The following is a 23,431-nucleotide window of genomic DNA, read 5'->3' on the forward strand; positions in this document are numbered from 1 at the left end:
ATTCCTTATAAATTTTTAATTCGGCAATTCTTCAATAGTGAAATTGGTATTGGTAAACACACAAATTTCACCGGCAATTTTGAGAGATTTTTCCACAATTTCACGTGCTGATAATTCCGTATTTTCTACCAACGCACGGGCGGCAGATAAGGCGTAGTTGCCACCGGAACCGATAGCAAGAATTTGATCTTCTTCCGGTTGCACTACATCGCCGATACCGGTAATAATCAGGCTTTCTTTTTCGTCCGCCACGATTAACATCGCTTCCAATTTACGCAGTGCACGGTCGGTGCGCCAATCTTTCGCCAATTCCACCGCACTTTTCAGCAAATGCCCTTGGTGCATTTCCAATTTACGCTCAAAAAGCTCAAACAATGTAAAGGCATCTGCCGTGCCGCCCGCAAAACCTGCCAACACTTTGCCGTTATACAAACGACGCACTTTGCGCGCGTTACCTTTCATCACCGTATTGCCAAGGGAAACCTGTCCGTCACCGCCGACAACCACTTTGCCGTTGCGACGTACACTTACTATCGTAGTCATAATGTTGTCCTTTAAAAATGGAAAATGTGGAGGTTATATTGAGGTAATTTAGGGGGAATTCAAGGGGAAAAAAAATATTGGTTATTTATTCACCAATCACATGATAAAAATGTGATCACGGTCAGAATTTTGTATAGCAAACGATTGCTTAAAATTGCGTAATAGAACAAAAAAGGTAGGATTGCTGCCGATATATTCACAATCTCATCAGGAGTCACAATGAAAAATCTTGTTAAACTTTCTCTTGTCGCCCTTTTAACCGCGGCAGCAATTCCCGCCATGGCGGCCAAAACCGAACCTTACACCAATCAAGGCACAAACGCCCGTGAAATGCTCGTGGAACAACCAATCCACTGGATTTCTGTTGACCAACTGAAAAAAGAGTTGGAAGGCAAAGCACCGATCAATGTAAGTTTTGATATTGACGATACCGTGCTATTCAGTAGTCCTTGTTTTTATCACGGACAACAAAAATATTCACCAGGTAAACATGATTACTTAAAAAACCAAGATTTCTGGAATGAAGTGAATGCCGGTTGTGACCAATATTCCATTCCAAAACAAATTGCCATAGATTTAATTAATATGCACCAAGCCCGTGGCGACCAAATTTATTTCATCACCGGACGCACTGCCGGCGATAAAGATGGCGTTACCCCAGTATTACAAAAAGCCTTTAATATTAAAGACATGCACCCGGTAGAATTCATGGGTGGGCGTGAGCTTACCACCAAATACAACAAAACCCCTGGCATTATCAAACACAAAGTCACCATTCACTACGGCGACAGTGACGATGACATTCTTGCTGCCAAAGAGGCTGGCGTTCGTGGCATCCGCCTCATGCGCGCTGCTAACTCCACTTACCAACCAATGCCAACCCTTGGTGGATATGGTGAAGAAGTGTTAATTAACTCAAGCTATTAATTTAAAAAAACATATAAAAAATTGACCGCACTTTGAAATGCTCAAAGTGCGGTCTGTTTTTATAATGAATTTCAGCTTGGGTTAGAAGCGAATTTCGACGGAGGCGGAATAGTTACGGCCTGGTGCATAAAAACGTTCAAGACCTACACCATTTCTATCAATATTATTTGTTGTGCTATGTGCATTAACGCCACGCAAAGCATCCCAGGTATGGTATTTTTTATCAAACAGGTTATATACCCCTGCTCTCAATGTAATATCTTCCCTGATTTTATAAAAACCGAATAAATCAACTAAATAGGCAGATTTATTAAGATACTTATAGTTCTCAACAGATTGATATAACTCTTCTTTTGAACAGTATTTACCTAGCCAAGGATCATCGGTCCACGCTAAACAACGTGTTTTAATTTCAAGTGTTTTGGCATCTTTTGCTTTTTTGCCCCCTAAATAGGTTAATCGGCTAAAAATGCCCCATTTACCGTTTGGATCTTCATAATCAAATCCTAAGACAGCTTTCACTGGCTGAATAGAAAGTAAGCTGGTTGAATTTGATAATTTACCTTTACTATAACCTAATGCACCATATAGTTTGAAACCTTTCGGGACAGAAAGAACGGTATCCAAATTAAGACTTCCTTTCACCTCTATACCATTTACTCGAGCATTATCAACATTGACCATTTGTTGCATTGGTGTTTGGTAAGTCCGTCCATATTGAGTTTGCTCAATAATACTTTCTTGTTCAAACAAGAAATTACGATAACGGGTTTGATATAAATGAATATCAAACATACCTTTTTCATTCTGAGCTTTAGCAAAAAGCGTATGGTTAATACTACGCTCTGACTTTAATCCAGGATTAGATTTCCATGTACCATAAGCATTGGTAAAACTGAAATATAATTCGGTGGCAGTAGGAATACGATAGCCTGTACTTAACTGATAACCAAATTTCCAAGTATCTGTTGTTTGAGCATCTAAACCTAGAAAGCCGCTCCAATTTGAGAAACTACTTTGTGCGGGTTCCCCTTCAGCCAAACAAGCCTTACTACAAGCAGCATTTAAACCTTTAGGAGAAAGTTTGGCGTAATCATAACGAGTACCAATATTTGCAGAGAATGTTGGTTGCCAGCCGCTTTCAAAATGAGGATTCCATGTAATTTGATCTTTTAGTGAAGCACCGTACATCCTCGTTTTTACAGGTCTTTGAATAGTGTACCATTCGTCTAATCCATATTCGTTGGTATCATGGTTAATATTTTTAAATTCTCGTTCACTTGCATACGTTTTAAAAGAGAAGACATGTTCCCCACCCCAATTGAACGGCATGCTTTCTAATTCGGCAGAAACTCGTTTAAATTCGGTTTTCATCCGACGATCAAAAACTTCACCCAATTTTTTCTCGTTTGTTTGCCAATCGCGTAGTCCTTTATAGTTGACCGCTGCCAAATCTGTTTTTTGATAATCAAAATCCAATTTACCAAACGCTAAGTAATCAGACTCCGGTGTGTAAAGATAATACGCGTTTACATTGATGCGTTTATTCTGATCATCCGCCTCACGCCAAGCACTTCCGAAAGAAGTATAGCTACGTTCATCCACATATCGGTTACCTTTTTGGCCATTAACACCAACGCCGACCTTATGATGAGGAGTGATTTGATAGCCAACCTTAGCTAAATAACTATGAAAACGGTGCGTAGCCGGATCTGGATGTTGGCTTTTCGAATAATTAAATTCAGGACCCTCTCCCTTACTCTTCATTTGATGGCCTGTACGTTGTGAATACATAAAAATAGCATCCACTTTATCACCAACATACCCAGCACCTACTGTTCTGACCCACTCACTATTTTTGCTGGCATACCCACCACGTAATAAGGCCCCAAATCTATTATTATGTTTCACAATATCTTGCGCATCTAAAGTATGGTAATCAACACTACCTCCTAAAGCTCCGCTACCAGAGTTAAGTGCATCTGCTCCTCGAACAATATCAATACCTCTGACTAATTCTGAATCAATACTTAAACGCGAAGGATTAAAATTCCCATAACGAGCATAAAGTGAGTTTTCCTCACTATCAGGCAAATTCACACCATCTACACTAATACCAACTCGGTTTCCTTCGACACCACGAATGGAGAATCCTTTTAAGAATCGTCCGTTATCACTAATCCCAACGTCAGTGGTATAGCGTACTAAATCACGAGTATCTCGAATAAGTTCTTTTTGAATGGTTTCAGCATTTTTATGAACAACAGCTGATTGCGTTTGACGAGCTGCCTCAACCTCCCCTTGAACTTGAATTTCATTTAATTTTTCATCCGCCAGCGCCACATTTGCTGCTGACAAACCTAGTGTGACCGGTAATAAACCGTAGGCCGTGACCCGCATTTTATTTTTTTTCATACTTAACTTTCCCAGTGAGTAAAAAATTGCGGGGGATTATAAAGAAGAAATGAGGAGAAAAATAGATCTACTTGAGAATAATTTGCATTTTCATGATCTGGTACGACTTATTTATTATTGTCTAAAATTCGACTAATTAATTTCAGCCATTGCACTGCCAATTCGCGCTGCATAACGCTCACATTAAACACCGGATCTTCGCCCAATACACCGCAAGGCAAATCAGGTGGAATTTCGCCTTGTTCATAAGCGGCATAATCCTCACGCCAGTCACCGTCAAAATAATAGCGTTCCAACGTTTCCATTTTCGGCAGAAACGCCTGCCATTTTTCAAGAAACACCTCGGCATCCGCTAAAAAATCATTGGCTTCGTTCAAAATGCCTTCCATTTCTGTGATTTGATCTAAACGGACTTTCGATAACATACAACCTCCAAAACATTCAAAAAAATGACCGCACTTTCACTCAAAGTGCGGTCGATTTACAAAGTGTTTTTACGAATTACACATCATACGTGGTGGATGCGGTATTGCCGCCGCGCCCCGTCCAGTTGGTGTGGAAGAATTCGCCGCGTGGTTTGTCGGTGCGTTCGTAAGTGTGCGCGCCGAAGTAGTCACGTTGCGCTTGCAACAGATTTGCCGGCAGGCGGGCGGAAGTGTAACCGTCTAAGAAGGTAATCGCCGACGCCATACATGGCATTGGAATGCCCACTTCGATGGATTTTGCCACCACTTTGCGCCATTCGCCCATGGCGTTTTCCAAAATGCCTTTGAAGTAGCTGTCGGAACCTAAGAAGATTAAATCCGGGTTCGCTTCGTACGCATCGCGAATGTTGCCTAAGAAACGGCTACGAATAATACAGCCTTCGCGCCATAATAAGGCGGTGTTGCCGTAGTTGATGTTCCAGTTGAAGTTTTCAGACGCTTCACGAATCAACATAAAGCCTTGTGCGTAAGAAATGATTTTTGACGCCAACAGAGCTTTGCGCACCGCTTCAATCCATTCATTTTTATCGCCTTCCACTTTGCCAACGGTTTTGCCGAATAATTGGCTTGCGGCAACGCGTTGATCTTTAAAAGCAGATACGCAACGGGCGAACACGGACTCGGTGATTAAGGTCAATGGAATACCGAAATCAAGGGCATTGATCCCCGTCCATTTGCCCGTACCTTTTTGCCCTGCCGTATCTAAAATTTTATCCACAAGGCGGTTACCGTCTTCATCTTTATAGCCAAGAATATCGGCAGTAATGTCGATTAAGTAGCTGTCTAATTCGGTGTTACGCCATGCTTTGAAAGTCGCTTCCAACTCATCATCAGACAAGCCCACGCCTTCTTTTAAGAATTGGTAGGCTTCGCAAATTAATTGCATATCGCCGTATTCAATGCCGTTATGCACCATTTTCACAAAATGACCTGCGCCATCTTTGCCCACCCAATCACAGCACGCTTCGCCTTTGTCGGTTTTGGCGGAAATTGCTTGTAATACCGGTTTTACGAATGGCCATGCTTCTTCGTTACCGCCCGGCATGATGGATGGTCCGTGGCGTGCGCCCTCTTCACCGCCGGAAACGCCGGTACCGATAAAGCGAATGCCTTTTTCACGCAACGCCGCCACACGACGGTTGGTGTCCGGATAGTTTGAGTTACCGCCATCAATAATGATGTCGCCTTCTTCTAAGTGCGGGAGTAATGCATCAATGAATTGATCCACCACCTCCCCCGCGCGCACCATTAACATCACTTTGCGCGGTTTTTCTAATTTGCTCGCTAAATCTTCCAAAGAATAAGCACCGATAATGTTCGTGCCTTTTGCCGCACCTTGTAAAAATTCATCCACTTTGGATGTGGTACGGTTATACGCCACCACTTTAAACCCGTGGTCGTTCATATTTAAAATGAGGTTTTGCCCCATCACGGCTAAGCCGATAACACCGATGTCGCCTTTTACTGACATTTTTTGCTCCTGTTTTTTAAGAAATCATGTATTCTTCTAATAAAGATAGTAATTTTTGTGGAACTGTTGGTGGATGGCGAATACCTTCATCTTCCCATTTCCATTCCGTGTGAGTTTTGACAAGTTCTACGAGTATGTCATGTTCAATTAAACACCATTGCTGTTTTATCGGAAAAGCGATGTGCAAACCTTTGTTAAGATATTTTTTAGCAATAGTTAATCTACCTTTTAATTGAACTCTTAAAGTTTCATTGTGATCTTTATGATATGCAAGAAAATCAGCACCATTCCAGTCATCAGATAATTTAATACAATTAAAGCCATAATCAGCCAATATTCCCGCTAGTTTTTGGAAATTATAAATTTCTTTTTGTTTGGGATTTAGTTCGCAATAATCAATTTTTTTAAGTTTCATTTGATGTTATTCCCTGATGGAACCCCCACGATGGCGCACGTTTCCCAACGTGTGCCTTTATCTATAAACACAGACTATGAAGCGTGCGCTATCAAACAGATTACTTTTGGTTAATAAAATAATGTAATTTAATATTTTTTCTGTTTGCAGCTTTTTCTAGATCCGCTTTATCACTTTCACTGTCGCCCATCATATAGACGCCGACATTTTTACCGACTTGTGTTACATGTTCCAATGCATAAAGTGCAGTGGCTTTATTAATCATTTGACTATTCCCTGCCACACCAATATTGGCATTATCAATAGATAAAGCCTGCACCATACTTGACGTTGATGGAGAACCTGATGTTTTAATCATTCCTACCACCATCGAATCCGAAAGTGGATTACTAGATGCCGGAATTTGCAACACAAAAGTGCGGTCATTTTTCGGCATTTTCATCATAAGCTCATCAACATTAATGCCGGAAGAACAAGCAACCAGCACGGTTGCTAAGGCAACTATTAAAAGTTTTTTCATCTTTTATCTCCATTGAAGGGGGACTTATCGCCCCTATGATAGCGCACGTTTCCCAACATGTGCCTTTATCTACAAGCGCACACTATGAAGCGTGCGCTATCAGTAATTCATCTTCTTGCTACGCAAAAGTGCGGTCACTTTTCCAAACGTTTTTTAACTCTTTGTCCATGCACTCATATGCTGCGTAAACCCAATATGCGGATAGTAATCCACCGCTTGCGGAGCGGATAACAGCACAATTTTGGCTTGAGGATGTAATGCCTGTTTGGTGTGTTCGATTAACTGCAAACCAATACCTTGTTTTTGATATTGTTCGTCCACCGCCAAATCAGACAAATAACAACAATAGGCAAAATCCGTTACCGAACGGGCGACACCAACCAATCGCTCGCCATCCCAAGCTGTCACCAATAAATCGGCATGATGTAACATCGCCGCCACACGTTTTTTATCTTCTAATGGACGACGTGCGCCTAAAGTAGTTTTATTGAGCAGTTCAATAAATTGTTCCACTGAAATAGGAAAATTGGTTTTGTATTCGATCATGTCTTTAAGCCCACTATGCCTAATCGCAATCCGTTATAGCAACTTCGCCGCTGCTTTATCCAAATACCATTCCGTCACGCCGTTTTTTGCCTGAATTTTAGCTGCCGGATAAGGCAGATTTTCTGCCGGTGTGGTTTGAATTTCTTTGAGGATTTCCGCTTTGCCTTCGCCTGTCACCAAATAGGTAATGCGTTTCGCTTGTTCAATTAATTTGGCGGTTTTGGAAATGCGGATCTGTCCGCTTTCAGGATGTTTGGCGATCACCGCAAGGTTTTCATCCGCAAAATCGGTTTGATTCGGGAACAAGGAAGCTGTATGCCCGTCTGCGCCCATGCCGAGGATAATCCAATCAAAAACGCCGTCAGAAATGACCGCACTTAATTCTTCTTCAAAGCGTTTAAGCTCTAAGTGCGGTTCATTTTCGCCACGAATTCGGTGAATGTTTTCAGCAGGAATGTTGATGTGATCGAACAACAGTTTTTGTACTTCGCCGTAATTACTTTCGGAATCAGATGGCGGCACCATGCGATCATCGCCCCACCAGAAATGGAGGTTTTTCCAGTTAATAGCATCCGCGTACGGGGCTTGCGCCAAAGTTTTAAACAATAATTTCGGTGTAGAACCGCCGGACAGGGAAATATGTATAGGGTGATTTGCTTGGCTATAAATCACAAATTCTTGAGCCATTTTATCAACCGCATGTTGAGCAGTTGGAAAGGTAATATAGTTCATTATTTTTCCGTAGGGTGGGCTTTAGCCCACCATTTTATTATGTTAGATATTAGGAACGGTGGGCTGAAGCCCACCCTACATAAGATTAACTAAATCAAACTTTTTTCTTCATCAAACCACTCGGTTTGCGCCACACTTTGCCTTCTTTGGCAATCAGTTTATCGGCTGCTACCGGTCCCCAACTGCCGGCTTCATAGTCATACACGCGACCACCTTGAGCTTTGTAATCCAAAATCGGTTGCACGAATTTCCAAGCAGCGTGTACGGCATCGGTACGAGCAAATAAGGTGGCATCGCCTTTCATGGCATCAAGCAATAAACGTTCGTATGCCGTCATCACGGTGGCGCCCGCTAAATCTGCATAGCGGAAATCCATGGAAACTTCTTTTGCTTCAAAGCCTGCGCCCGGTTTTTTCAACCCGAAACGCATAGAAATAGCTTCATCCGGCTGAATACGGATAATCAATTTATTTTCCGGTGCATTTTGGCTAAACACCGGGTGCGGTGTGGTTTTGAAGTGAATCACAATTTCAGTGACCCGCGCCGGTAAACGCTTGCCGGTACGCACATAAAACGGTACGCCCGCCCAACGCCAGTTTTCAATTTCACAACGCAATGCCATATAGGTTTCCGTGCGGGAATCTGCCGGCACGCCTTTTTCTTCCAAATAGCCTTTCGCCATTTTGCCGTTAATTTCTGCGGCAGTGTATTGTCCAAGCACTAAATGATGTTCCATGTCTTCATGGGTTAATGGGCGTAAGCAGTGCAATACTTTCGCCACTTCATCACGCATGGAATCCGCATTGATAATTGCCGGTGGCTCCATTGCCACCATCGCCAATACTTGCAGTAAATGGTTTTGGAACATATCGCGCATTGCGCCGGAACCGTCGTAATAACCACCGCGATCTTCTACGCCAATGGATTCGGCACCAGTGATTTCCACATACTCAATAAAATTACGGTTCCAAAGCGGCTCAAACCAACCGTTAGAAAAACGCAAGACAAGCAGGTTTTGTACGGTTTCTTTACCAAGATAATGGTCGATACGATAAATTTGGTGTTCCTCAAAGAAGCGGTGAATTTGAACGTCCAAGGCTTCGGCGGTTTTACGGTCATAACCGAACGGTTTTTCTACAATGAGACGTTTCCAACCATGCTCTTCTTTGTTTAAACCATGCTCAGCTAAACATTCCGGAATCACGCCATATAAACTCGGCGGCGTGGATAAATAATATAAGGTGTTGCCGTTGGTTTTATAGTTTTCATGCAAGGCATCAAGGCGAGGAATCAGTTTGGCATAATCCGCTTTGTCTGAGGTGTTGACGGCTTGGTAATATAAGTGGCGACAAAATTGTTCTAAACATTCGCCTTCTGCGCCTTCGTGTTCGATTAACGTTTGACGCATTTTTTCACGGAAAGAATCGTCGTTTAATTCGGTGCGCGCCACACCCAAAACGGAGAAATCATCGCCCAACCGATCAATTTTATAAAGGTCATACAACGCCGGAATAAGTTTACGATAGGTCAAATCTCCGGACGCGCCGAAGATAACGATACAACAGTTTTCTGTTTTCATTTGGTTACCACATTAATGTTACGATTTAATAAATGCGTCGTATGATAAGGAAAATCATCCGGCATTTCTAATCACTCTGATAAATCGGAGCGAAAGATATTATCCCATGGAAAATCTCTCGTCGCCCCCATCAAAAAGTTTGGATTCACGAAAGATTCTCGTTGATTGTAGGTCAGCGGTTGATAATTTAAGTCAAAAACCACTCCGCCCATTTCCGCCAGCAAAATCTCTGCGACGGCCGTATCCCACTCACCGGTGCGACCTAAGCGAATATAGCAATCGCATACACCATCGGCGACCAACATGCTTTTTAAGCTACTGGAACCGCAGATGTGAAATGCATAATCAAAATTCGGGCTTAAAATCGACCGCACTTTTTCCGCCGTTGTTGCGGAACCGACGGCAATGCGCAAAGGTCGGTCTAACGCAATGTCGCGGAATGGCAATTTACAGGGTTTTCCCTCTTGCAGCTTATAGGCGCCAAATCCTTTCATGGCGTAATAGGTGTAGCCCAATATCGGTGCATGAATCACGCCCAACACCGGTTGATGATTTTTCACTAAGCTAATGAGCACGGAAAATTGATCGGTGCGATTAATAAATTGTTGCGTGCCATCAAGAGGGTCAATTAACCAATAAGACTCCCACGCCTGCCGCTCCGCAAGGGGAATGTTGCAATTTTCTTCTGACAAAATAGGAAGATGCGGTGTAAGTGCGGTCAGTTTTTCCATTAAAAATTGACTGGAAAACAAATCCGCTTCCGTCACCGGTGTATTGTCTGCTTTGATTTGAACAGACACCGAATGTTGATAAAAACGACGTAAATGCTCGCCCGCTTGCCGGGCGATATAAATCACATCCTGTAATAAATGCGTTGTGAGAATTGGCATAGTCTTCCCTCCTATGTTCTCAATCCAAGTCGCAATTTATCTCGTTTTCGGCAACAACAAAGGCAACACGAGAACCGAATACAGTGCCATACCAAAGCTGAGCAAAAATGCCATATCAATGCCGCCGCCATGCAACCACACGCCAAAGGTCATAGCAGGTTGGGTTAGCGTCATATAAATAAAACTCGCAATGTTTCCATAACAAAAGGCAATAGTCAGAGAAATTAACACAATCGCCACCACGTTATAACGCGTGTAGCGATAAATCTTTACCCATAACGCAATCAACAACGCCGGCACGGTTGCCACGATAAATGTGGCTAAGAAACTAAATAGCACGACATCCGCTGTGGTGAATAATTCATCTGTGTTGTCATCAACGTAAATGCTCACGAGCGTACCAATAATTTGAGCAAGCAAAGGAAATAAAACGAGTGCTTTTAGGTATGGAAATTTAGACGGCATAAGAATTCCTGAGTAAAAAAATAGGCTATCAAAAGACAGCCTATTGTAGAGGAATTTTAGCGATTACGCAGATTTTTTTGCACGTAATACACGCAAGGTGAAAATGGTCACACCGGCGATAAATACGACTAAACCAAGTACTTCACCAATCGTACCCCAGTTTTCCAAATTCAAGGCCAATGGTGCTTCAGAACCGCCGGAAGTAACGGAGGCCGCGATAATAAAGGCTAACACAACACCCATTAAGCTTTCGCCCACGATCAAGCCCGCAGCGAACAAGGTACCAAAACGCTCTGCTCGTTTGTTCACGTCTTTGTCGCCGCTACGCGCTGCATATTTGGTGATGTGGCGATTAATTAACCACGCCAAGAATGCCCCGGTGACAACCGGCATATTAATAGAAGGTGGTAAGTAGATACCAATCCCCACAGCCAATACCGGTAACGCAAAGGCTTTGTTACTCATTTTTTTCAAGAAGCTGTCAATGATAATCAACACTGCACCAAGACCCACGCCGGTTAAGATGTAAGTCCACTCTAATTTATTAGAGAAAATCCCTTGTGAAATGGTAGTCATTAACGTTGCTTGCGGTGCAGATAACGCTTGTGATGGATCCATGTCCGGACGCGGTAATGCGCCGGTGAAGCCGTAAGCGTGGTAAAGAATTTCCAATACCGGCGCAATCACTAATGCACCCACGAAACAACCGATAATTAACGCCACCTGTTGACGCCAAGGCGTCGCTTCGACCAATAAACCGGTTTTTAAATCTTGCAGGTTATCGTTAGAAATAGTTGCTGTCGTTAACACGATAGACGCGGTAAACAAGGTAAGTGCGGTCAAGAATTTCTGTCCATCCGCCGTTTCAAATAAACCGGAAGCATTGCCGATAGAAAACAATACTAAAGAAATCACGATCACGGAAATGATCCCGATACCGGAAATTGGACTAGAGGAAGAACCCACAAGCCCCGCCATGTAACCGGAGGCTGCCGCTACGAAGAAACCGATAAATACTGCCAAGAAAGTACAAACGACCACTAACAATAACGCGAATTCCGGAGAAATCGGTGCGGCAGCGATAAAGTGATGTAAGGAAACCACGATTAACGCCACAGCGGCAATTAAAATGTAAATCATGGTTTTTGGTGAAAGGTCGATATCAATACGATGTTCAGACGCACCTTGTGTGCCTTTCAACATACGGAAAGAATGCACCATACCTTGCACCATTGGTTTCATCAGAATCAATAACGTCCAAATAGCCGCAATCCCGATTGTTCCCACACCGATAAAACGTACTTTCGTTTTCCACATGCTCATGGCGTAACTTACAATAGTTCCATCAGTTGGCATATCGCCGGACATGGTAAAGAACGGTACCGCTAAGCCCCAAGCAAAGAAGGTACCCAACAACATCGCAATACCGCCCACGATACCGATTAAGTAACCGGCACCTAATAAGGCTAAAGAAAAGCCCATCGGCAGTTGGAAGATGGCTTTGCCACCCGGGCCGGTAAACCACGCGCTGGCACCATCTGCCATCAAACGTAAACCGTTCGTTAAGAACGCCACGACGCTGGCAAAAATACCGCCGTAGGCAATATCTTTCACGCCGCTGTCTGCATCAGAATTGTTGCCGGCTTTCAAAATTTCCGCCGCCGCAACACCTTCCGGATAAGGTAAATCGCTATTTACCACCATGGCGCGACGCAATGGAATCGTGAACAACACGCCCAACGTACCACCCGCAGCACAAATCAACATGGTTTGCCAGAACGGGAAGTCTTGCCAGTAGCCCATCATCAACAAGCCTGGCAACACGAAAATCACTGAAGAAAGCGTACCCGCAGAAGATGCTTGAGTTTGCACCATGTTGTTTTCCAAGATACTGGAGTCTTTAAAGAATTTCAGTACCGCCATGGAAATAACTGCCGCCGGAATCGACGACGCAAACGTCATCCCCACTTTTAGACCCAAATAAACGTTAGATGCGGTAAACAACACCGTAATCAACGCCCCAAGGAACATGCCTCGGAAGGTCAACTCTTTTAAGTTTGTAGATTGCATAACACATTACCTATCTTTTAAATAAAAAAACGTTGCCACCTTGACAAAAAAGCGGTGAATAATCAAGTTTCATTTAATATCTTTTTATTTTCATTAGAATTTATTTAAATAACCATAGTGATTATTAATGATTATTTAAATAGTCCCGAAGTAAATAAAGTGCGGTCAGATTTTTCGCTTCATTGAATGCCGGATCTTGCAACAATTCGTTAATGTTTGCCAACGGCACGCGTACCACTTGCAACGGTTCCGGCTCGTCACCTTCCAGTTTGCTCGGATAAAAATTCTGTGCCAATAAAATGTGCATAGGATTATTCATGAAGCCAACGGATGAATTAATCGTGCGCAAATGTACCCAAGATGTTGCGCCTAAACCGATTTCTTCTTGCAACTCGCGATTGGCGCTTTGTTCCGGCGTTTCGCCCGCATCCATTCTGCCTTTCACAAACCCTAATTCATAGCGTTCCGTTCCCATGGCATATTCACGCACTAACAACATATCGTCGCCATCGATCGCCACCACCATCACCGAGGCATATTTACCGGGACGAAAACGTTCATAAGTGCGGAGCGTTCCGTTGGCGAATTTCAAATTCACCGATTGAATTTCAAATATCGTTGATTTTGCTACAGTTTTTATATTAAGAATAGTCGGTTTTTGTAACATTGTTCTCTTCTTCCCTTGTTTTACAAACCACTGAAATAGCGATACCATACCCCACTATTTTTACAAAGAAAAGGGACCACAACAGGGATGGCGCAACAAAAATTTGACTGGCAAGCAATCGACACCGTGATTCTGGATTTAGACGGCACGCTAATCGATCTGTATTTCGATCATCGTTTCTGGAAAAAGGTGGTGCCGCAGGCATATGCCGACAAATTCAAGCTTTCTGTGGAACAAAGTCGCGAACTGATCCATCGTCGTTATCAGCAGGTGGAATTTAGCATGCAATGGTATTGCATTGATTTTTGGGCGAAAAATTTAGATTTACCGTTGCGCGAATTGTTACAACAACAGCGCGACTACATCAAAGTGCGGTCGGATGTGTATCCGTTTTTACAAGCCGCCCGCGAACGCCGCAAAAAATTAATTTTGCTCACCGACAGCCATCCGTTCAGTTTGGCAGAAAAATTAAAACACTGCGATTTAGCACCGCACTTTGATTTGTTGCTTTCCAGCCATCAGTTTAATGCGCCAAAAGTGGAACAGTCTTTGTGGCAACGTTTGCAACAATTCACGCCATTCGATCCGAGCCGAACCCTTTTTATCGACGACACAGAACCGGTGTTAGATAGCGCTAAAAAATTTGGCATCGCCTACACCATCGGCGTGGAAAATCCGGACAGTACATTGGCGGACAAATCCTTTGAGCGTCATTTCTCCGTCAAAAACTACCGCACTTTACTGTAAGGACGCGGCAACATGGCAAAACATTCTCAACTAGAAGAAGAAAAAGAAGCAGTGCGTTTGGACAAATGGCTGTGGGCAGCGCGTTTTTATAAAACCCGCACACTCGCCAAAGAGATGATTGACGGAGGCAAAGTCCATTACAACGGGCAACGCAGCAAACCGAATAAAATCGTAGAAGTGGGTGCCACCCTAAAAATACGCCAAGGCAGTGACGAAAAAGAAATCGTTGTGTTGGCGCTTTCCACCCAACGGAGAGGCGCACCGGAAGCACAGCTGCTTTACCGAGAAACGGAACAAAGCCTTGCCAATCGAGAAAAACTTTCCATGGCACGAAAAATGAACGCGCTGTCCATGCCGCACCCTGATCGCCGCCCGGACAAAAAAGAACGTCGCGATTTACTTAAATTCAAACATCAAAACCAAGCATAAGCGCCACCTTGTAATCGAGAGAAACGCCCTTATATTTGGCGAACAACATTCAATTAGGAATAAAAGATGACCACTTATACTAAAGACAACGACCAACTTTATCGTTACTTGTTCAAAGACCGCGCCGTACGTGGCGAATGGGTACGCTTAAATCAAACGTTCAACGACACCTTAAACACCCATCATTACCCGCAAGCCGTGCGCAATTTATTAGGCGAAATGATGGTCGCCACCAATTTGCTGACCGCCACCTTAAAATTTAACGGCGATATCACCGTGCAAATTCAAGGCGATGGCCCATTAAAACTGGCATTAGTCAACGGCAACGATCAGCAACAAATCCGTGCCCTTGCCCGTTTACAAGGTGATATTGATAACGGTATGAGCCTGCACCAAATGATCGGCAAAGGCGTGTTGGTGATCACCATTGCGCCAAAAGAAGGCGAACGTTATCAAGGTATCGTACCACTGGACAAACCCACCATCAGCGAATGTTTGGAAGACTATTTCGTCCGTTCCGAACAACTTCAAACACAACTGATTATCCGCAGTGGTGAATATGACGGCAAACCGGTCGCCGCCGGTGTGTTATTGCAAATTGTCCCGGATGGTTCGGGCTCACCGGACGATTTCGAACATTTAGCCACCTTAACCGCCACCATTAAAGACGAAGAGATTTTTGGCTTAAGCGCAGAAGAATTGTTGTACCGCCTATACCACGAAGAAACCGTTGAACTCTTCGCGCCACAATCGGTGACGTTCCACTGTGGTTGTTCGCAAGAACGTTCAGGCGCTGCCTTGTTGTTAATTTCGGAAGAAGAAATTGACCATATCCTCGCTGAACACCAAGGCACCATCGATATGCAATGCGAATGCTGCGGCACGCATTATTTCTTCAATAAAGAAACGATTGAGAAATTAAAAGCAGGTTCGCAAGCTTAACTGCAAACCTACCTCATCTAAGGCGTACATTTTTAATGTGCGCCTTTTTCTTTTATTCCAATTACCACAGGCAAAAGTCTGGTCGGTTAAGTGCGGTGCTTTTTCCATTTGTTTTTTACAATAAATCCATGCTGATAACTATTACGTTAAGCCTTATCCACCAAGGCATTAACCCAATATGAACTAAATCAAGAAATACAAAAATAATCCTGCCTAGCTATTGTTCAAACTGCGTAAAACGGGTATAGTTTTGCACGTTTTTTATTTATTACTTTTATAGAATGACGAGGTTTTTATGGGCGGTATTAGCATTTGGCAATTAGCGATTTTAGTCTTAATTATCGTGTTACTATTCGGTACGAAAAAATTACGTACTTTAGGTACTGATTTAGGTGAATCAGTAAAAGGCTTCAAAAAAGCTATGAACGAAGAAGCCAAACCGGCTGACGCAAGTTTCGACAAAGTGGAACAAAAACAAAGCGCACAACCGGAACAAGAAAAAAACAAAGAAAAAGAACAGGCATAATCCGTGTTTGATATTGGTTTTTCCGAGATTGTATTAGTTTGCATTGTGGGCTTAGTAGTACTAGGCCCACAACGTTTACCGGTGGCGATTCGTACCGTAATGGGTTGGGTGCGCACAATTCGCGGCTTGGCGGCGAATGTCCAAAACGAACTAAAACAAGAACTGAAATTGCAGGAATTACAAGACAGCATCAAAAAAGCGGAAAGTTTAAACCTCAAGGCGTTGTCGCCGGAATTAGGCAAAACCGTGGAAGAACTTAAAGCTTCCGCTGACAAGATACGCTCTGAGCTAGAACAAAAAGCCAATGAGACCAACACAACACTTCAAGATCAAATCAATGAATTGAAACAGGTGCAGGCAAATAAAAGTACGGTAGAAAATCTCACTGAATCGCTACAAACAGAAACCCCCGCATTGGATACTGTCGCTTTAGAAACACCAAAAGAAGAAACAACGGAAAATATAACCGCTCTTTCTCCGGCAGAACAGGCGGAGCAAGAAGAAATTGAATTAGACGAGAAACTCGCCTACTACATCAATCAATATGATCCGGACAACCCGCTACCAGCTCACACGGAATCGGACACGTCAGACAAAGCCTCAGACAAAAGTTAACCGTGCTTTGCGGGACCGCCTCACATCAGGATAACTTATGACCAGCGTTGACGATACTCAACCCCTTATCACTCACTTAGTAGAACTACGCAATCGCTTATTACGCAGCATTATTTTTGTTGCGGTGATATTTATCGCGCTCGTTTACTTCTCCAATGAAATTTATAACTTTGTGGCGGCACCGTTAACCGCAAACTTGCCAAACGGCTCCAGTATGATTGCCACCAACATCGCCACGCCGTTTTTCACCCCAATTAAACTGACCGGGGTGGTCGCTATTTTTATTTCCGTGCCATTTTTGCTCTATCAAATCTGGGCTTTTGTGGCACCGGCATTATACCAGCATGAAAAACGCCTCATTTATCCGCTGCTATTTTCCAGCACGCTGTTGTTTTATCTAGGCGTAGCCTTTGCTTACTATGTTGTCTTCCCATTAGTGTTTAGCTTTTTAACGAAAACAGCACCGGAAGGCGTCTCGATCGCCACGGACATCAGTAGCTACTTAGATTTTGTTCTTACCCTATTCCTGGCTTTCGGCATTTGTTTTGAAGTGCCTGTCGCCATCATATTACTGTGCTGGACAGGTGTCACCACGCCGGAAGATTTAAAAGCCAAACGTCCTTACATTATTGTGGGTGCGTTCTTTATCGGTATGCTTTTAACTCCGCCGGATGTGTTCTCACAAACCCTGCTTGCCATTCCGATGTGTTTGTTATTTGAAGTGGGCATTCTTTTCTCCCGTTTCTACCGTCCGCGTGAAGAAAACGAAACCGCTCAAGAAGAAAACAACACATCTAATCACTAATTCAATTCGGGAGATAATATGACACAACAAATTTTTACCGGTTTTCCAACCCGCCGTTTACGCCGTATGCGTAAACAGGATTTTAGTCGCCGCTTGATGGCGGAACACAAACTGACTGTTGATGATCTGATTTATCCCGTATTTATTATTGAAGGCGAAAATCATCGCGAAGCTGTGCCTTCCATGCCAAACGTAGAACGTTTAACCATCGACCAACTGTTAGTTGAAGCAGGTTTATTAGTGAAATACGGCGTGCCGGTGATTGCACTGTTTCCTGTGGTAGAACAGGCGAAAAAATCCTTAATGGCGGAAGAAGCCTATAATCCAAACGGCTTAGTACAGCGCGCAGTGAAAGCACTGAAATCGGCCTATCCTGACCTTGGCGTGTTAACCGATGTGGCGCTTGACCCTTACACCCTACACGGACAAGACGGCATTATCGACGAAGAGGGATATGTGCTGAACGACATCACCACCGATGTATTAATCAAACAAGCCCTGTCCCACGCAGAAGCCGGCGCAGATGTGGTCGCGCCAAGCGACATGATGGACGGTCGCATCGGCAGAATCCGTAGTGCCTTGGAAGAAAAAGGCTTTATTAACACCCTCATCATGGCTTACTCCGCTAAATATGCCTCCAACTATTACGGCCCGTTCCGTGACGCAGTGGGATCTTCCGGCAACTTAAAAGGCGGTGATAAAAAGACCTACCAATTAGATCCGGCTAACAGCGACGAAGGCTTACAAGAGGTGGCATTAGACTTGGAAGAAGGCGCCGATATGGTGATGGTGAAACCGGGTATGCCATATTTAGATTTAGTCTATCGCGTAAAACAACAATTCGGCGTACCAACCTTTGCCTACCAAGTTTCTGGTGAATACGCTATGCACATGGCGGCTATTCAAAACGGCTGGTTGAAAGAAAAAGAATGTATCATGGAATCTTTGCTTTGCTTCAAACGTGCCGGCGCTGACGGCATTTTGACTTACTTCGCTAAACAAGTGGCAGAGTGGTTGTATTTGGAAGGAAAGAATAAATAATTTCTTGATAGAAGATCTAAAGAAAAAGCCGAATAATCCTATTCGGCTTTTTTTATACGGAAAGTGCGGTGGAAAAAACACATGATTTTGTGACCGCACTTTTATCTTTTATTGCAACAACGAAATATCCGCCACTTGTAAGAATAACCCTTGCAACGTGTTCAAAATGGCTAAACGGTTTTGACGCAATTTCGCGTCTTCCGCATTCACCATCACATTGTCAAAGAAGTTATCTACCGGTTGACGCAAGCCGGCGAGTTTATCCAACACCGCAGTGTATTCGCCTTGTGCGATTAACGGCTGAACTTCTTTTGCCAAACTTAACACGCTTTGCGCAAGTACTTGTTCTGCCGGCTCAACGCATAACGCCACATCAATTGCGCCAATGTCGCCTTCCGCTTTCGCCAAAATATTCGCCACGCGTTTATTGGCGGCCGCCAAAGCTTCCGCAGAATCAAGAGTACGGAAATGAGAAACCGCACGCACGCGTGCATCAAAGTCCGCCGGACGGGTTGGACGACGCGCCAATACCGCTTGAATCACATCCACCGCAATGCCTTCATCTTGATACCATGCACGGAAACGACCAAGCATGAAGTCCACCACATCAGTAACCACGTTTTGATTCGTGAGTTTATCACCGAAAAGTGCAGCTGATTTTTTCACTAAATCTTCCAAATCTAGCGGCAAGTTTTTCTCTACGATAATACGTAATGCACCTAATGCCGCACGACGTAATGCGAACGGGTCTGCACTACCTTTTGGTGCCTGTCCAATACCGAAGATACCCGTTAAGGTGTCAAATTTATCCGCTAAAGCGACCGCACTTGCCACGAGTGATTTTGGTAATTCATCGCCTGCAAAACGTGGCATATATTGTTCGTTTAATGCCACCGCCACTTCTTCGTCTTCACCATCATGACGAGCATAGTGCATGCCCATTACGCCTTGCGTATCGGTGAATTCAAATACCATATTGGTCATTAAGTCACATTTTGACAATAAGCCGGCACGTTTTGCTTTTGCTTCATCTGCGCCAATTTGTTTTGCAATTTCGCCTGCCAGTTGCTCAATGCGGTCAGTTTTGTCTTTCAATGTACCCAGTTGTTGTTGGAACAACACGGTTTCTAAACGTGGTAAACGATCGACCAGTTTTTGTTTTAAGTCGGTTTTGAAGAAGAATTCCGCATCGGTTAAACGAGGGCGAACCACTTTTTCATTCCCTTCGATAATTGCTGTTGGATCTTCTGGGTTGATATTCGATACGAAAATAAAGTGCGGTAATAATTTTCCGTCTTTGTCATAAATTGGGAAATATTTTTGGTCGCCTTTCATGGTGTAAACCAAAGCTTCTGCAGGCACCGCTAAGAAACGTTCTTCAAATTTTGCCGCTAAAACATTTGGATATTCTACCAATGAAGCCACTTCTTCAAGTAAGCTTTCTTCAATATCAGCCACACCGCCAAGTGCGGTCGCTTTTGCTTGAGATTTTGCCAAAATTTCGGCTTTACGCTCGTTGAAATCCGCTACCACAGAACCTTTCTCACGCAATAATTGCGGATATTGGTCGGCATGTTGAATTTCAAATTCTTTCTCGCCCAAGAAACGGTGTCCGCGAATGGTTCGTGCACTTGCTACACCTAAAATTTCACCTTCAATTAACTCATCACCCAATAACATAGTTACGGTGTGAACCGGACGAATAAATTGCACGGTTTTGTCAGCCCAACGCATTGGTTTTGGAATTGGCAATTTTGCTAAGGCATTAGCCACAATATCGTTCAGCAAGTTTTTGGTCGGCTGACCTTCAATTTTTGCACGATGAACGAGCCATTCACCTTTATCGGTTGCAATGCGTTCTGCTTGCTCTACAGTAATACCGCAACCACGCGCCCAGCCTTCTGCCGCTTTTGTTGGTTTACCTTCCGCATCAAACGCCGCAGACACTGCCGGCCCACGTTTTTCGATTTCTTTGCTTGGCTGTTGTGTGGCTAAGTTCAACACTTTCACCGCCAAACGACGCGGCGCCGCAAACCATTCAATTTTATCGAAGGTTAAACCTGCTTGGTTTAATTCCGATTCGACGTTATCCGCAAAAGAGGTTGCTAATGTTTTGAGAGCTTTTGGTGGCAGCTCTTCTGTGCCGATTTCTACTAGGAAGTTTTGGGTTGTCATTTTGTTTTCTCTGGTAAGGTGCAACTTGCGCACCATTTTATTTTAATTTAATCTTTTTCAATCAGTGCTTCACATTTCACCGGAAAATTAAGTGAATTTGCGATAAAACACGCCTGATGCGCATTTTCATGTAATGCCAATGCCTTAACGGCATCCGACTCGCTTGAAATTCTCACACGAGGTTTTAATGTTGCCGAAATAAAGCGTCCTGCATGCTCAGAACTGCCTTCATCCATAATCGCTATTGCTTCATCACGGTATTCTTGCACAATAATGTTATTAACGGCACAAAAATGTAAATACCATAATTTATGACAGGCAGAAATGGAGGCTAATAACATATCTTCTGGGTTCCAACGTGTTTTATCACCACGAAAAGCTGGATCAGCAGAACCTAAAATATTGGGTTTATTCAATGCCGAAGCAATAAAATCCCGCTCATACGCAGTATAAGAAGAAGTTCCCCGCCCTAAATTTCCAACCCACTCTACGGTAGTTTGATAAATATGTTGCTTCATTATATTTTCTTCGTTGTCACTTCTGCCAAATCTCCCCTAACCCCTCTTTGCTAAAGAGGGGATTGGATCTTTGGAAAATTAAATATATATGTTCTACTTTAACGTTTTTTAAAGTAGATATTTTAATCTCTATTAAAATTAAAATGTAAATGAGCCCGATACTATCAATTTACTCAAGAAATCCCCCTCTTTAGTAAAGAGGGGTTAGGGGAGATTTGGCAGAGCTACTTAACGCTCATACTCAATCAACCCTTATATTCTCCAAAAACAAATAAATCTGCTCGACTACCGCTTCAATTTCACGCATGACTTCATCATTACTAAATCGCATCACCGTAAAACCAAGTGAATTTAATTCTGCATCTCGCAATGCATCTTTTTCCTGATAATCAGGTTCATAGTGCTGACTACCGTCCAATTCGATAATCAACTTTGCTTTTACACAATAAAAATCAACGATATAACTTAAAAGTGGCTTTTGTCGATTAAATCGAAAACCTAATAATTGATCTCGATTGATGCGTTGCCATAGCTTTCTTTCCGCATCCGTTTGATCCACTCACAATTTCTGCGAATTCTCTTTTAAGTATTTTTCATAGGGTTGCATGAAAGCTACTTCTTGCCGTTTTCAATCCCTTCACTCAACACCTGTTGAAACCGCTCATAATCACAAAAGCCCTTTTCATCTTTTTCACAGCCTTTAAGGGTTAATGCTGTTTGGTTTGGTGGTGTCGCTAAACTTAGTGGCGTAATGTTAATCAGCTGGTCGGTGGTTTGATAAACATAATCCAATTTAAATTTGAGCTTACCGCTCGGTTTATGCTTCCATACTTCAAATAGCAACTTACCGCCGATTGGAATATTTTCCAATGAGTCATCCAACTCATAAGGCTCAACGCCTAGTGCCGCAAGCAACGCAACAATATTGGAATCGTGTCCAACCAATAAGTTAATTTTGTTTTCACTGTTTAGCTGTTGCTGAATAAATGCCAATAACGGATATGATACGTTTTGTGCTAACGCTTCGTTGTTTTTAAATAAAGTGCGGTAATATTCGTTTTTAATTTCGTTAATTGCGCGCCATTTTTCTTGGCTATCCACGCGGCCGTTTGCGATTTCTGAATCAGGCTTACCCACATAATGGGCAAGCAATAATGCACTGACAATTTTCTTCCCGGTGCTGATAGAACCCGTAATTTTGACCGACTTGCCGTCTTTAATACTGTATTCACCGACTTTTCCACCTAAATCACACTCGCCTTTTTGCAAGCAGTTTGGTGAGTTTTTGTAATCGATGATTTCACTCAATAGCGCATAATTTGGCGCTAATTTTTGCTGTAAAGCGGTTAAATCAACATTATTTTTTGCAGATTCAATCAAGGCTTGACTTGGATTATGCGCCTGCGTGTTGAAAATTGGATCTTTTTCTGAACCTATTTTTCCGTGGTGTTGTAATTGCACATTACAACCTGCAAAAGCGCCGGCCACAATAGCCTGACCTGTTGCAATGGTGCGTTGCACACCATTTGCATAAGCAAAAATGCCTTCACCCGATGCGCAACGTTCTGTGGTTAATAATCCTTTCTCTGCCAGCCATTGTCCTAAATATTGCCCGAAATAGGTTTCTAGCACCGTCCCTTTTGCCGTGAGATAACCAGACGGCACATCCCATTTCGCCCACGCATAGGGGGAATATTTTGCCATTTCCTGTGGATCTTTTTCCACCGGCGAGCGCAATCCATGACGACTAAAAATCAAGACTTTCTCAAGCTCATACTCTGCTCTCGGTGTATTTGGGCGATGTTCCGCGGCAAATACACTGCCCGCCAAGGCAGAACCAAGCAAAAGTGCGGTCAGAATTTGAGGTGTTTTTTTCATCTTTTTTATCTTTCTAAATAAGAATAATTC

25 protein-coding genes are annotated in these 23,431 nt (G+C 43.2%); 8 read left to right on the forward strand and 17 right to left on the reverse strand.

Annotated features, from left to right (window positions below):
• Positions 1-15 precede the first annotated feature (15 nt).
• Complete coding sequence (hslV, locus tag LQ983_RS04930) at positions 16-543, reverse strand: ATP-dependent protease subunit HslV (protein WP_005704683.1); 528 nt, start codon at positions 541-543, stop codon at positions 16-18.
• Positions 544-762: 219 nt separating this feature from the next.
• Between hslV and aphA the strand changes: the two genes are divergently transcribed.
• Positions 763-1,470: an acid phosphatase AphA gene (aphA, locus tag LQ983_RS04935; protein ID WP_230621839.1), complete on the forward strand. Its 708-nt coding sequence runs from the start codon at positions 763-765 to the stop codon at positions 1,468-1,470.
• 81 nt (positions 1,471-1,551) lie between these two features.
• Here the strand turns inward: aphA and LQ983_RS04940 are convergent, their stop codons facing one another.
• The 12 genes from LQ983_RS04940 to nudE form a co-directional block, all read right to left on the reverse strand.
• Positions 1,552-3,885 carry a TonB-dependent hemoglobin/transferrin/lactoferrin family receptor gene (locus tag LQ983_RS04940; protein ID WP_230621840.1) on the reverse strand — a complete coding sequence of 778 codons (2,334 nt, stop codon included), beginning with the start codon at positions 3,883-3,885 and terminating at the stop codon, positions 1,552-1,554.
• 107 nt (positions 3,886-3,992) lie between these two features.
• Positions 3,993-4,310, reverse strand: coding sequence for a DUF4298 domain-containing protein (locus LQ983_RS04945; RefSeq protein WP_230621841.1), 318 nt, complete (start codon positions 4,308-4,310; stop codon positions 3,993-3,995).
• Between the two features lie 76 nt (positions 4,311-4,386).
• Positions 4,387-5,841, reverse strand: coding sequence for a decarboxylating NADP(+)-dependent phosphogluconate dehydrogenase (gene gnd / locus LQ983_RS04950; protein WP_230621842.1), 1,455 nt, complete (start codon positions 5,839-5,841; stop codon positions 4,387-4,389).
• A gap of 16 nt (positions 5,842-5,857) precedes the next feature.
• Positions 5,858-6,256, reverse strand: coding sequence for a hypothetical protein (locus LQ983_RS04955; RefSeq protein ID WP_220176443.1), 399 nt, complete (start codon positions 6,254-6,256; stop codon positions 5,858-5,860).
• A gap of 100 nt (positions 6,257-6,356) precedes the next feature.
• Positions 6,357-6,776 (reverse strand): hypothetical protein, encoded by a 420-nt coding sequence (locus LQ983_RS04960; protein ID WP_230621843.1) that lies wholly within the window; start codon positions 6,774-6,776, stop codon positions 6,357-6,359.
• Between the two features lie 153 nt (positions 6,777-6,929).
• Complete coding sequence (locus LQ983_RS04965) at positions 6,930-7,322, reverse strand: GNAT family N-acetyltransferase (protein ID WP_230621844.1); 393 nt, start codon at positions 7,320-7,322, stop codon at positions 6,930-6,932.
• 33 nt (positions 7,323-7,355) lie between these two features.
• Positions 7,356-8,054, reverse strand: coding sequence for a 6-phosphogluconolactonase (pgl, locus tag LQ983_RS04970; RefSeq protein ID WP_230621845.1), 699 nt, complete (start codon positions 8,052-8,054; stop codon positions 7,356-7,358).
• A gap of 94 nt (positions 8,055-8,148) precedes the next feature.
• The gene (gene zwf, locus LQ983_RS04975) at positions 8,149-9,633 is read right to left on the reverse strand and encodes a glucose-6-phosphate dehydrogenase (protein ID WP_230621846.1); all 1,485 of its coding nucleotides are present in this window, start codon (positions 9,631-9,633) and stop codon (positions 8,149-8,151) included.
• A gap of 71 nt (positions 9,634-9,704) precedes the next feature.
• Complete coding sequence (cysQ, locus tag LQ983_RS04980) at positions 9,705-10,523, reverse strand: 3'(2'),5'-bisphosphate nucleotidase CysQ (protein ID WP_230621847.1); 819 nt, start codon at positions 10,521-10,523, stop codon at positions 9,705-9,707.
• Positions 10,524-10,559: 36 nt separating this feature from the next.
• Complete coding sequence (locus LQ983_RS04985) at positions 10,560-10,988, reverse strand: hypothetical protein (protein WP_230621848.1); 429 nt, start codon at positions 10,986-10,988, stop codon at positions 10,560-10,562.
• A gap of 63 nt (positions 10,989-11,051) precedes the next feature.
• Positions 11,052-13,058 carry an OPT family oligopeptide transporter gene (locus LQ983_RS04990; RefSeq protein ID WP_230621849.1) on the reverse strand — a complete coding sequence of 669 codons (2,007 nt, stop codon included), beginning with the start codon at positions 13,056-13,058 and terminating at the stop codon, positions 11,052-11,054.
• A 124-nt stretch (positions 13,059-13,182) separates the two neighbouring features.
• On the reverse strand, positions 13,183-13,773 hold the full coding sequence (nudE, locus tag LQ983_RS04995; protein ID WP_230621850.1) for an ADP compounds hydrolase NudE: 591 nt from the start codon (positions 13,771-13,773) through the stop codon (positions 13,183-13,185).
• Positions 13,774-13,812: 39 nt separating this feature from the next.
• Between nudE and yrfG the strand changes: the two genes are divergently transcribed.
• The 7 genes from yrfG to hemB all read left to right on the forward strand — a co-directional run bounded on the left by yrfG (position 13,813) and on the right by hemB (position 18,830).
• Positions 13,813-14,472: a GMP/IMP nucleotidase gene (gene yrfG, locus LQ983_RS05000; RefSeq protein WP_109859940.1), complete on the forward strand. Its 660-nt coding sequence runs from the start codon at positions 13,813-13,815 to the stop codon at positions 14,470-14,472.
• A gap of 12 nt (positions 14,473-14,484) precedes the next feature.
• The gene (gene hslR / locus LQ983_RS05005) at positions 14,485-14,901 is read left to right on the forward strand and encodes a ribosome-associated heat shock protein Hsp15 (protein ID WP_230621851.1); all 417 of its coding nucleotides are present in this window, start codon (positions 14,485-14,487) and stop codon (positions 14,899-14,901) included.
• Positions 14,902-14,967: 66 nt separating this feature from the next.
• Positions 14,968-15,843 carry an Hsp33 family molecular chaperone HslO gene (hslO, locus tag LQ983_RS05010; protein ID WP_230621852.1) on the forward strand — a complete coding sequence of 292 codons (876 nt, stop codon included), beginning with the start codon at positions 14,968-14,970 and terminating at the stop codon, positions 15,841-15,843.
• Between the two features lie 295 nt (positions 15,844-16,138).
• Positions 16,139-16,369 carry a Sec-independent protein translocase subunit TatA gene (tatA, locus tag LQ983_RS05015; protein ID WP_005715595.1) on the forward strand — a complete coding sequence of 77 codons (231 nt, stop codon included), beginning with the start codon at positions 16,139-16,141 and terminating at the stop codon, positions 16,367-16,369.
• A 3-nt stretch (positions 16,370-16,372) separates the two neighbouring features.
• Entirely contained in the window at positions 16,373-16,984 is a 612-nt protein-coding gene (gene tatB, locus LQ983_RS05020; RefSeq protein ID WP_230621853.1) for a Sec-independent protein translocase protein TatB, read from the forward strand.
• A 37-nt stretch (positions 16,985-17,021) separates the two neighbouring features.
• Complete coding sequence (gene tatC / locus LQ983_RS05025) at positions 17,022-17,789, forward strand: Sec-independent protein translocase subunit TatC (protein WP_048749774.1); 768 nt, start codon at positions 17,022-17,024, stop codon at positions 17,787-17,789.
• Positions 17,790-17,807: 18 nt separating this feature from the next.
• Complete coding sequence (hemB, locus tag LQ983_RS05030; protein WP_230621854.1) at positions 17,808-18,830, forward strand: porphobilinogen synthase; 1,023 nt, start codon at positions 17,808-17,810, stop codon at positions 18,828-18,830.
• A 108-nt stretch (positions 18,831-18,938) separates the two neighbouring features.
• On the opposite strand, the gene glyS is transcribed toward hemB, so the two are convergent.
• The 4 genes from glyS to LQ983_RS05050 all read right to left on the reverse strand — a co-directional run bounded on the left by glyS (position 18,939) and on the right by LQ983_RS05050 (position 23,401).
• Positions 18,939-21,005 (reverse strand): glycine--tRNA ligase subunit beta, encoded by a 2,067-nt coding sequence (glyS, locus tag LQ983_RS05035; protein ID WP_230621855.1) that lies wholly within the window; start codon positions 21,003-21,005, stop codon positions 18,939-18,941.
• Positions 21,006-21,052: 47 nt separating this feature from the next.
• Positions 21,053-21,523 (reverse strand): OsmC family protein, encoded by a 471-nt coding sequence (locus LQ983_RS05040; protein WP_053465642.1) that lies wholly within the window; start codon positions 21,521-21,523, stop codon positions 21,053-21,055.
• Positions 21,524-21,764: 241 nt separating this feature from the next.
• Positions 21,765-22,082 (reverse strand): DUF559 domain-containing protein, encoded by a 318-nt coding sequence (locus LQ983_RS05045; RefSeq protein WP_230621856.1) that lies wholly within the window; start codon positions 22,080-22,082, stop codon positions 21,765-21,767.
• Positions 22,083-22,135: 53 nt separating this feature from the next.
• Positions 22,136-23,401 (reverse strand): histidine-type phosphatase, encoded by a 1,266-nt coding sequence (locus LQ983_RS05050; RefSeq protein WP_230621857.1) that lies wholly within the window; start codon positions 23,399-23,401, stop codon positions 22,136-22,138.
• Between the last annotated feature and the right edge of the window lie 30 nt (positions 23,402-23,431).

It is taken from the genome of Aggregatibacter sp. Marseille-P9115 (genome assembly GCF_920939465.1).
Taxonomy (GTDB): domain Bacteria; phylum Pseudomonadota; class Gammaproteobacteria; order Enterobacterales; family Pasteurellaceae; genus Aggregatibacter; species Aggregatibacter segnis_B.

What these genes read in the sequence shown, in the direction of transcription:
- hslR (WP_230621851.1), top strand. Translation starts at nt 14,485, where the DNA reads ATGGCAAAACATTCTCAACTAGAAGAAGAAAAAGAAGCAGTGCGTTTG.
- LQ983_RS04985 (WP_230621848.1), bottom strand. Translation starts at nt 10,988, where the DNA reads ATGCCGTCTAAATTTCCATACCTAAAAGCACTCGTTTTATTTCCTTTG.
- zwf (WP_230621846.1), bottom strand. Translation starts at nt 9,633, where the DNA reads ATGAAAACAGAAAACTGTTGTATCGTTATCTTCGGCGCGTCCGGAGAT.
- gnd (WP_230621842.1), bottom strand. Translation starts at nt 5,841, where the DNA reads ATGTCAGTAAAAGGCGACATCGGTGTTATCGGCTTAGCCGTGATGGGG.
- LQ983_RS04965 (WP_230621844.1), bottom strand. Translation starts at nt 7,322, where the DNA reads ATGATCGAATACAAAACCAATTTTCCTATTTCAGTGGAACAATTTATT.
- cysQ (WP_230621847.1), bottom strand. Translation starts at nt 10,523, where the DNA reads ATGCCAATTCTCACAACGCATTTATTACAGGATGTGATTTATATCGCC.
- LQ983_RS04955 (WP_220176443.1), bottom strand. Translation starts at nt 6,256, where the DNA reads ATGAAACTTAAAAAAATTGATTATTGCGAACTAAATCCCAAACAAAAA.
- LQ983_RS04990 (WP_230621849.1), bottom strand. Translation starts at nt 13,058, where the DNA reads ATGCAATCTACAAACTTAAAAGAGTTGACCTTCCGAGGCATGTTCCTT.
- LQ983_RS04960 (WP_230621843.1), bottom strand. Translation starts at nt 6,776, where the DNA reads ATGAAAAAACTTTTAATAGTTGCCTTAGCAACCGTGCTGGTTGCTTGT.
- hslV (WP_005704683.1), bottom strand. Translation starts at nt 543, where the DNA reads ATGACTACGATAGTAAGTGTACGTCGCAACGGCAAAGTGGTTGTCGGC.
- LQ983_RS04940 (WP_230621840.1), bottom strand. Translation starts at nt 3,885, where the DNA reads ATGAAAAAAAATAAAATGCGGGTCACGGCCTACGGTTTATTACCGGTC.
- yrfG (WP_109859940.1), top strand. Translation starts at nt 13,813, where the DNA reads ATGGCGCAACAAAAATTTGACTGGCAAGCAATCGACACCGTGATTCTG.
- tatA (WP_005715595.1), top strand. Translation starts at nt 16,139, where the DNA reads ATGGGCGGTATTAGCATTTGGCAATTAGCGATTTTAGTCTTAATTATC.
- glyS (WP_230621855.1), bottom strand. Translation starts at nt 21,005, where the DNA reads ATGACAACCCAAAACTTCCTAGTAGAAATCGGCACAGAAGAGCTGCCA.
- LQ983_RS04945 (WP_230621841.1), bottom strand. Translation starts at nt 4,310, where the DNA reads ATGTTATCGAAAGTCCGTTTAGATCAAATCACAGAAATGGAAGGCATT.
- LQ983_RS05040 (WP_053465642.1), bottom strand. Translation starts at nt 21,523, where the DNA reads ATGAAGCAACATATTTATCAAACTACCGTAGAGTGGGTTGGAAATTTA.
- nudE (WP_230621850.1), bottom strand. Translation starts at nt 13,773, where the DNA reads ATGGTATCGCTATTTCAGTGGTTTGTAAAACAAGGGAAGAAGAGAACA.
- hemB (WP_230621854.1), top strand. Translation starts at nt 17,808, where the DNA reads ATGACACAACAAATTTTTACCGGTTTTCCAACCCGCCGTTTACGCCGT.
- tatC (WP_048749774.1), top strand. Translation starts at nt 17,022, where the DNA reads ATGACCAGCGTTGACGATACTCAACCCCTTATCACTCACTTAGTAGAA.
- pgl (WP_230621845.1), bottom strand. Translation starts at nt 8,054, where the DNA reads ATGAACTATATTACCTTTCCAACTGCTCAACATGCGGTTGATAAAATG.
- aphA (WP_230621839.1), top strand. Translation starts at nt 763, where the DNA reads ATGAAAAATCTTGTTAAACTTTCTCTTGTCGCCCTTTTAACCGCGGCA.
- LQ983_RS05050 (WP_230621857.1), bottom strand. Translation starts at nt 23,401, where the DNA reads ATGAAAAAAACACCTCAAATTCTGACCGCACTTTTGCTTGGTTCTGCC.
- hslO (WP_230621852.1), top strand. Translation starts at nt 14,968, where the DNA reads ATGACCACTTATACTAAAGACAACGACCAACTTTATCGTTACTTGTTC.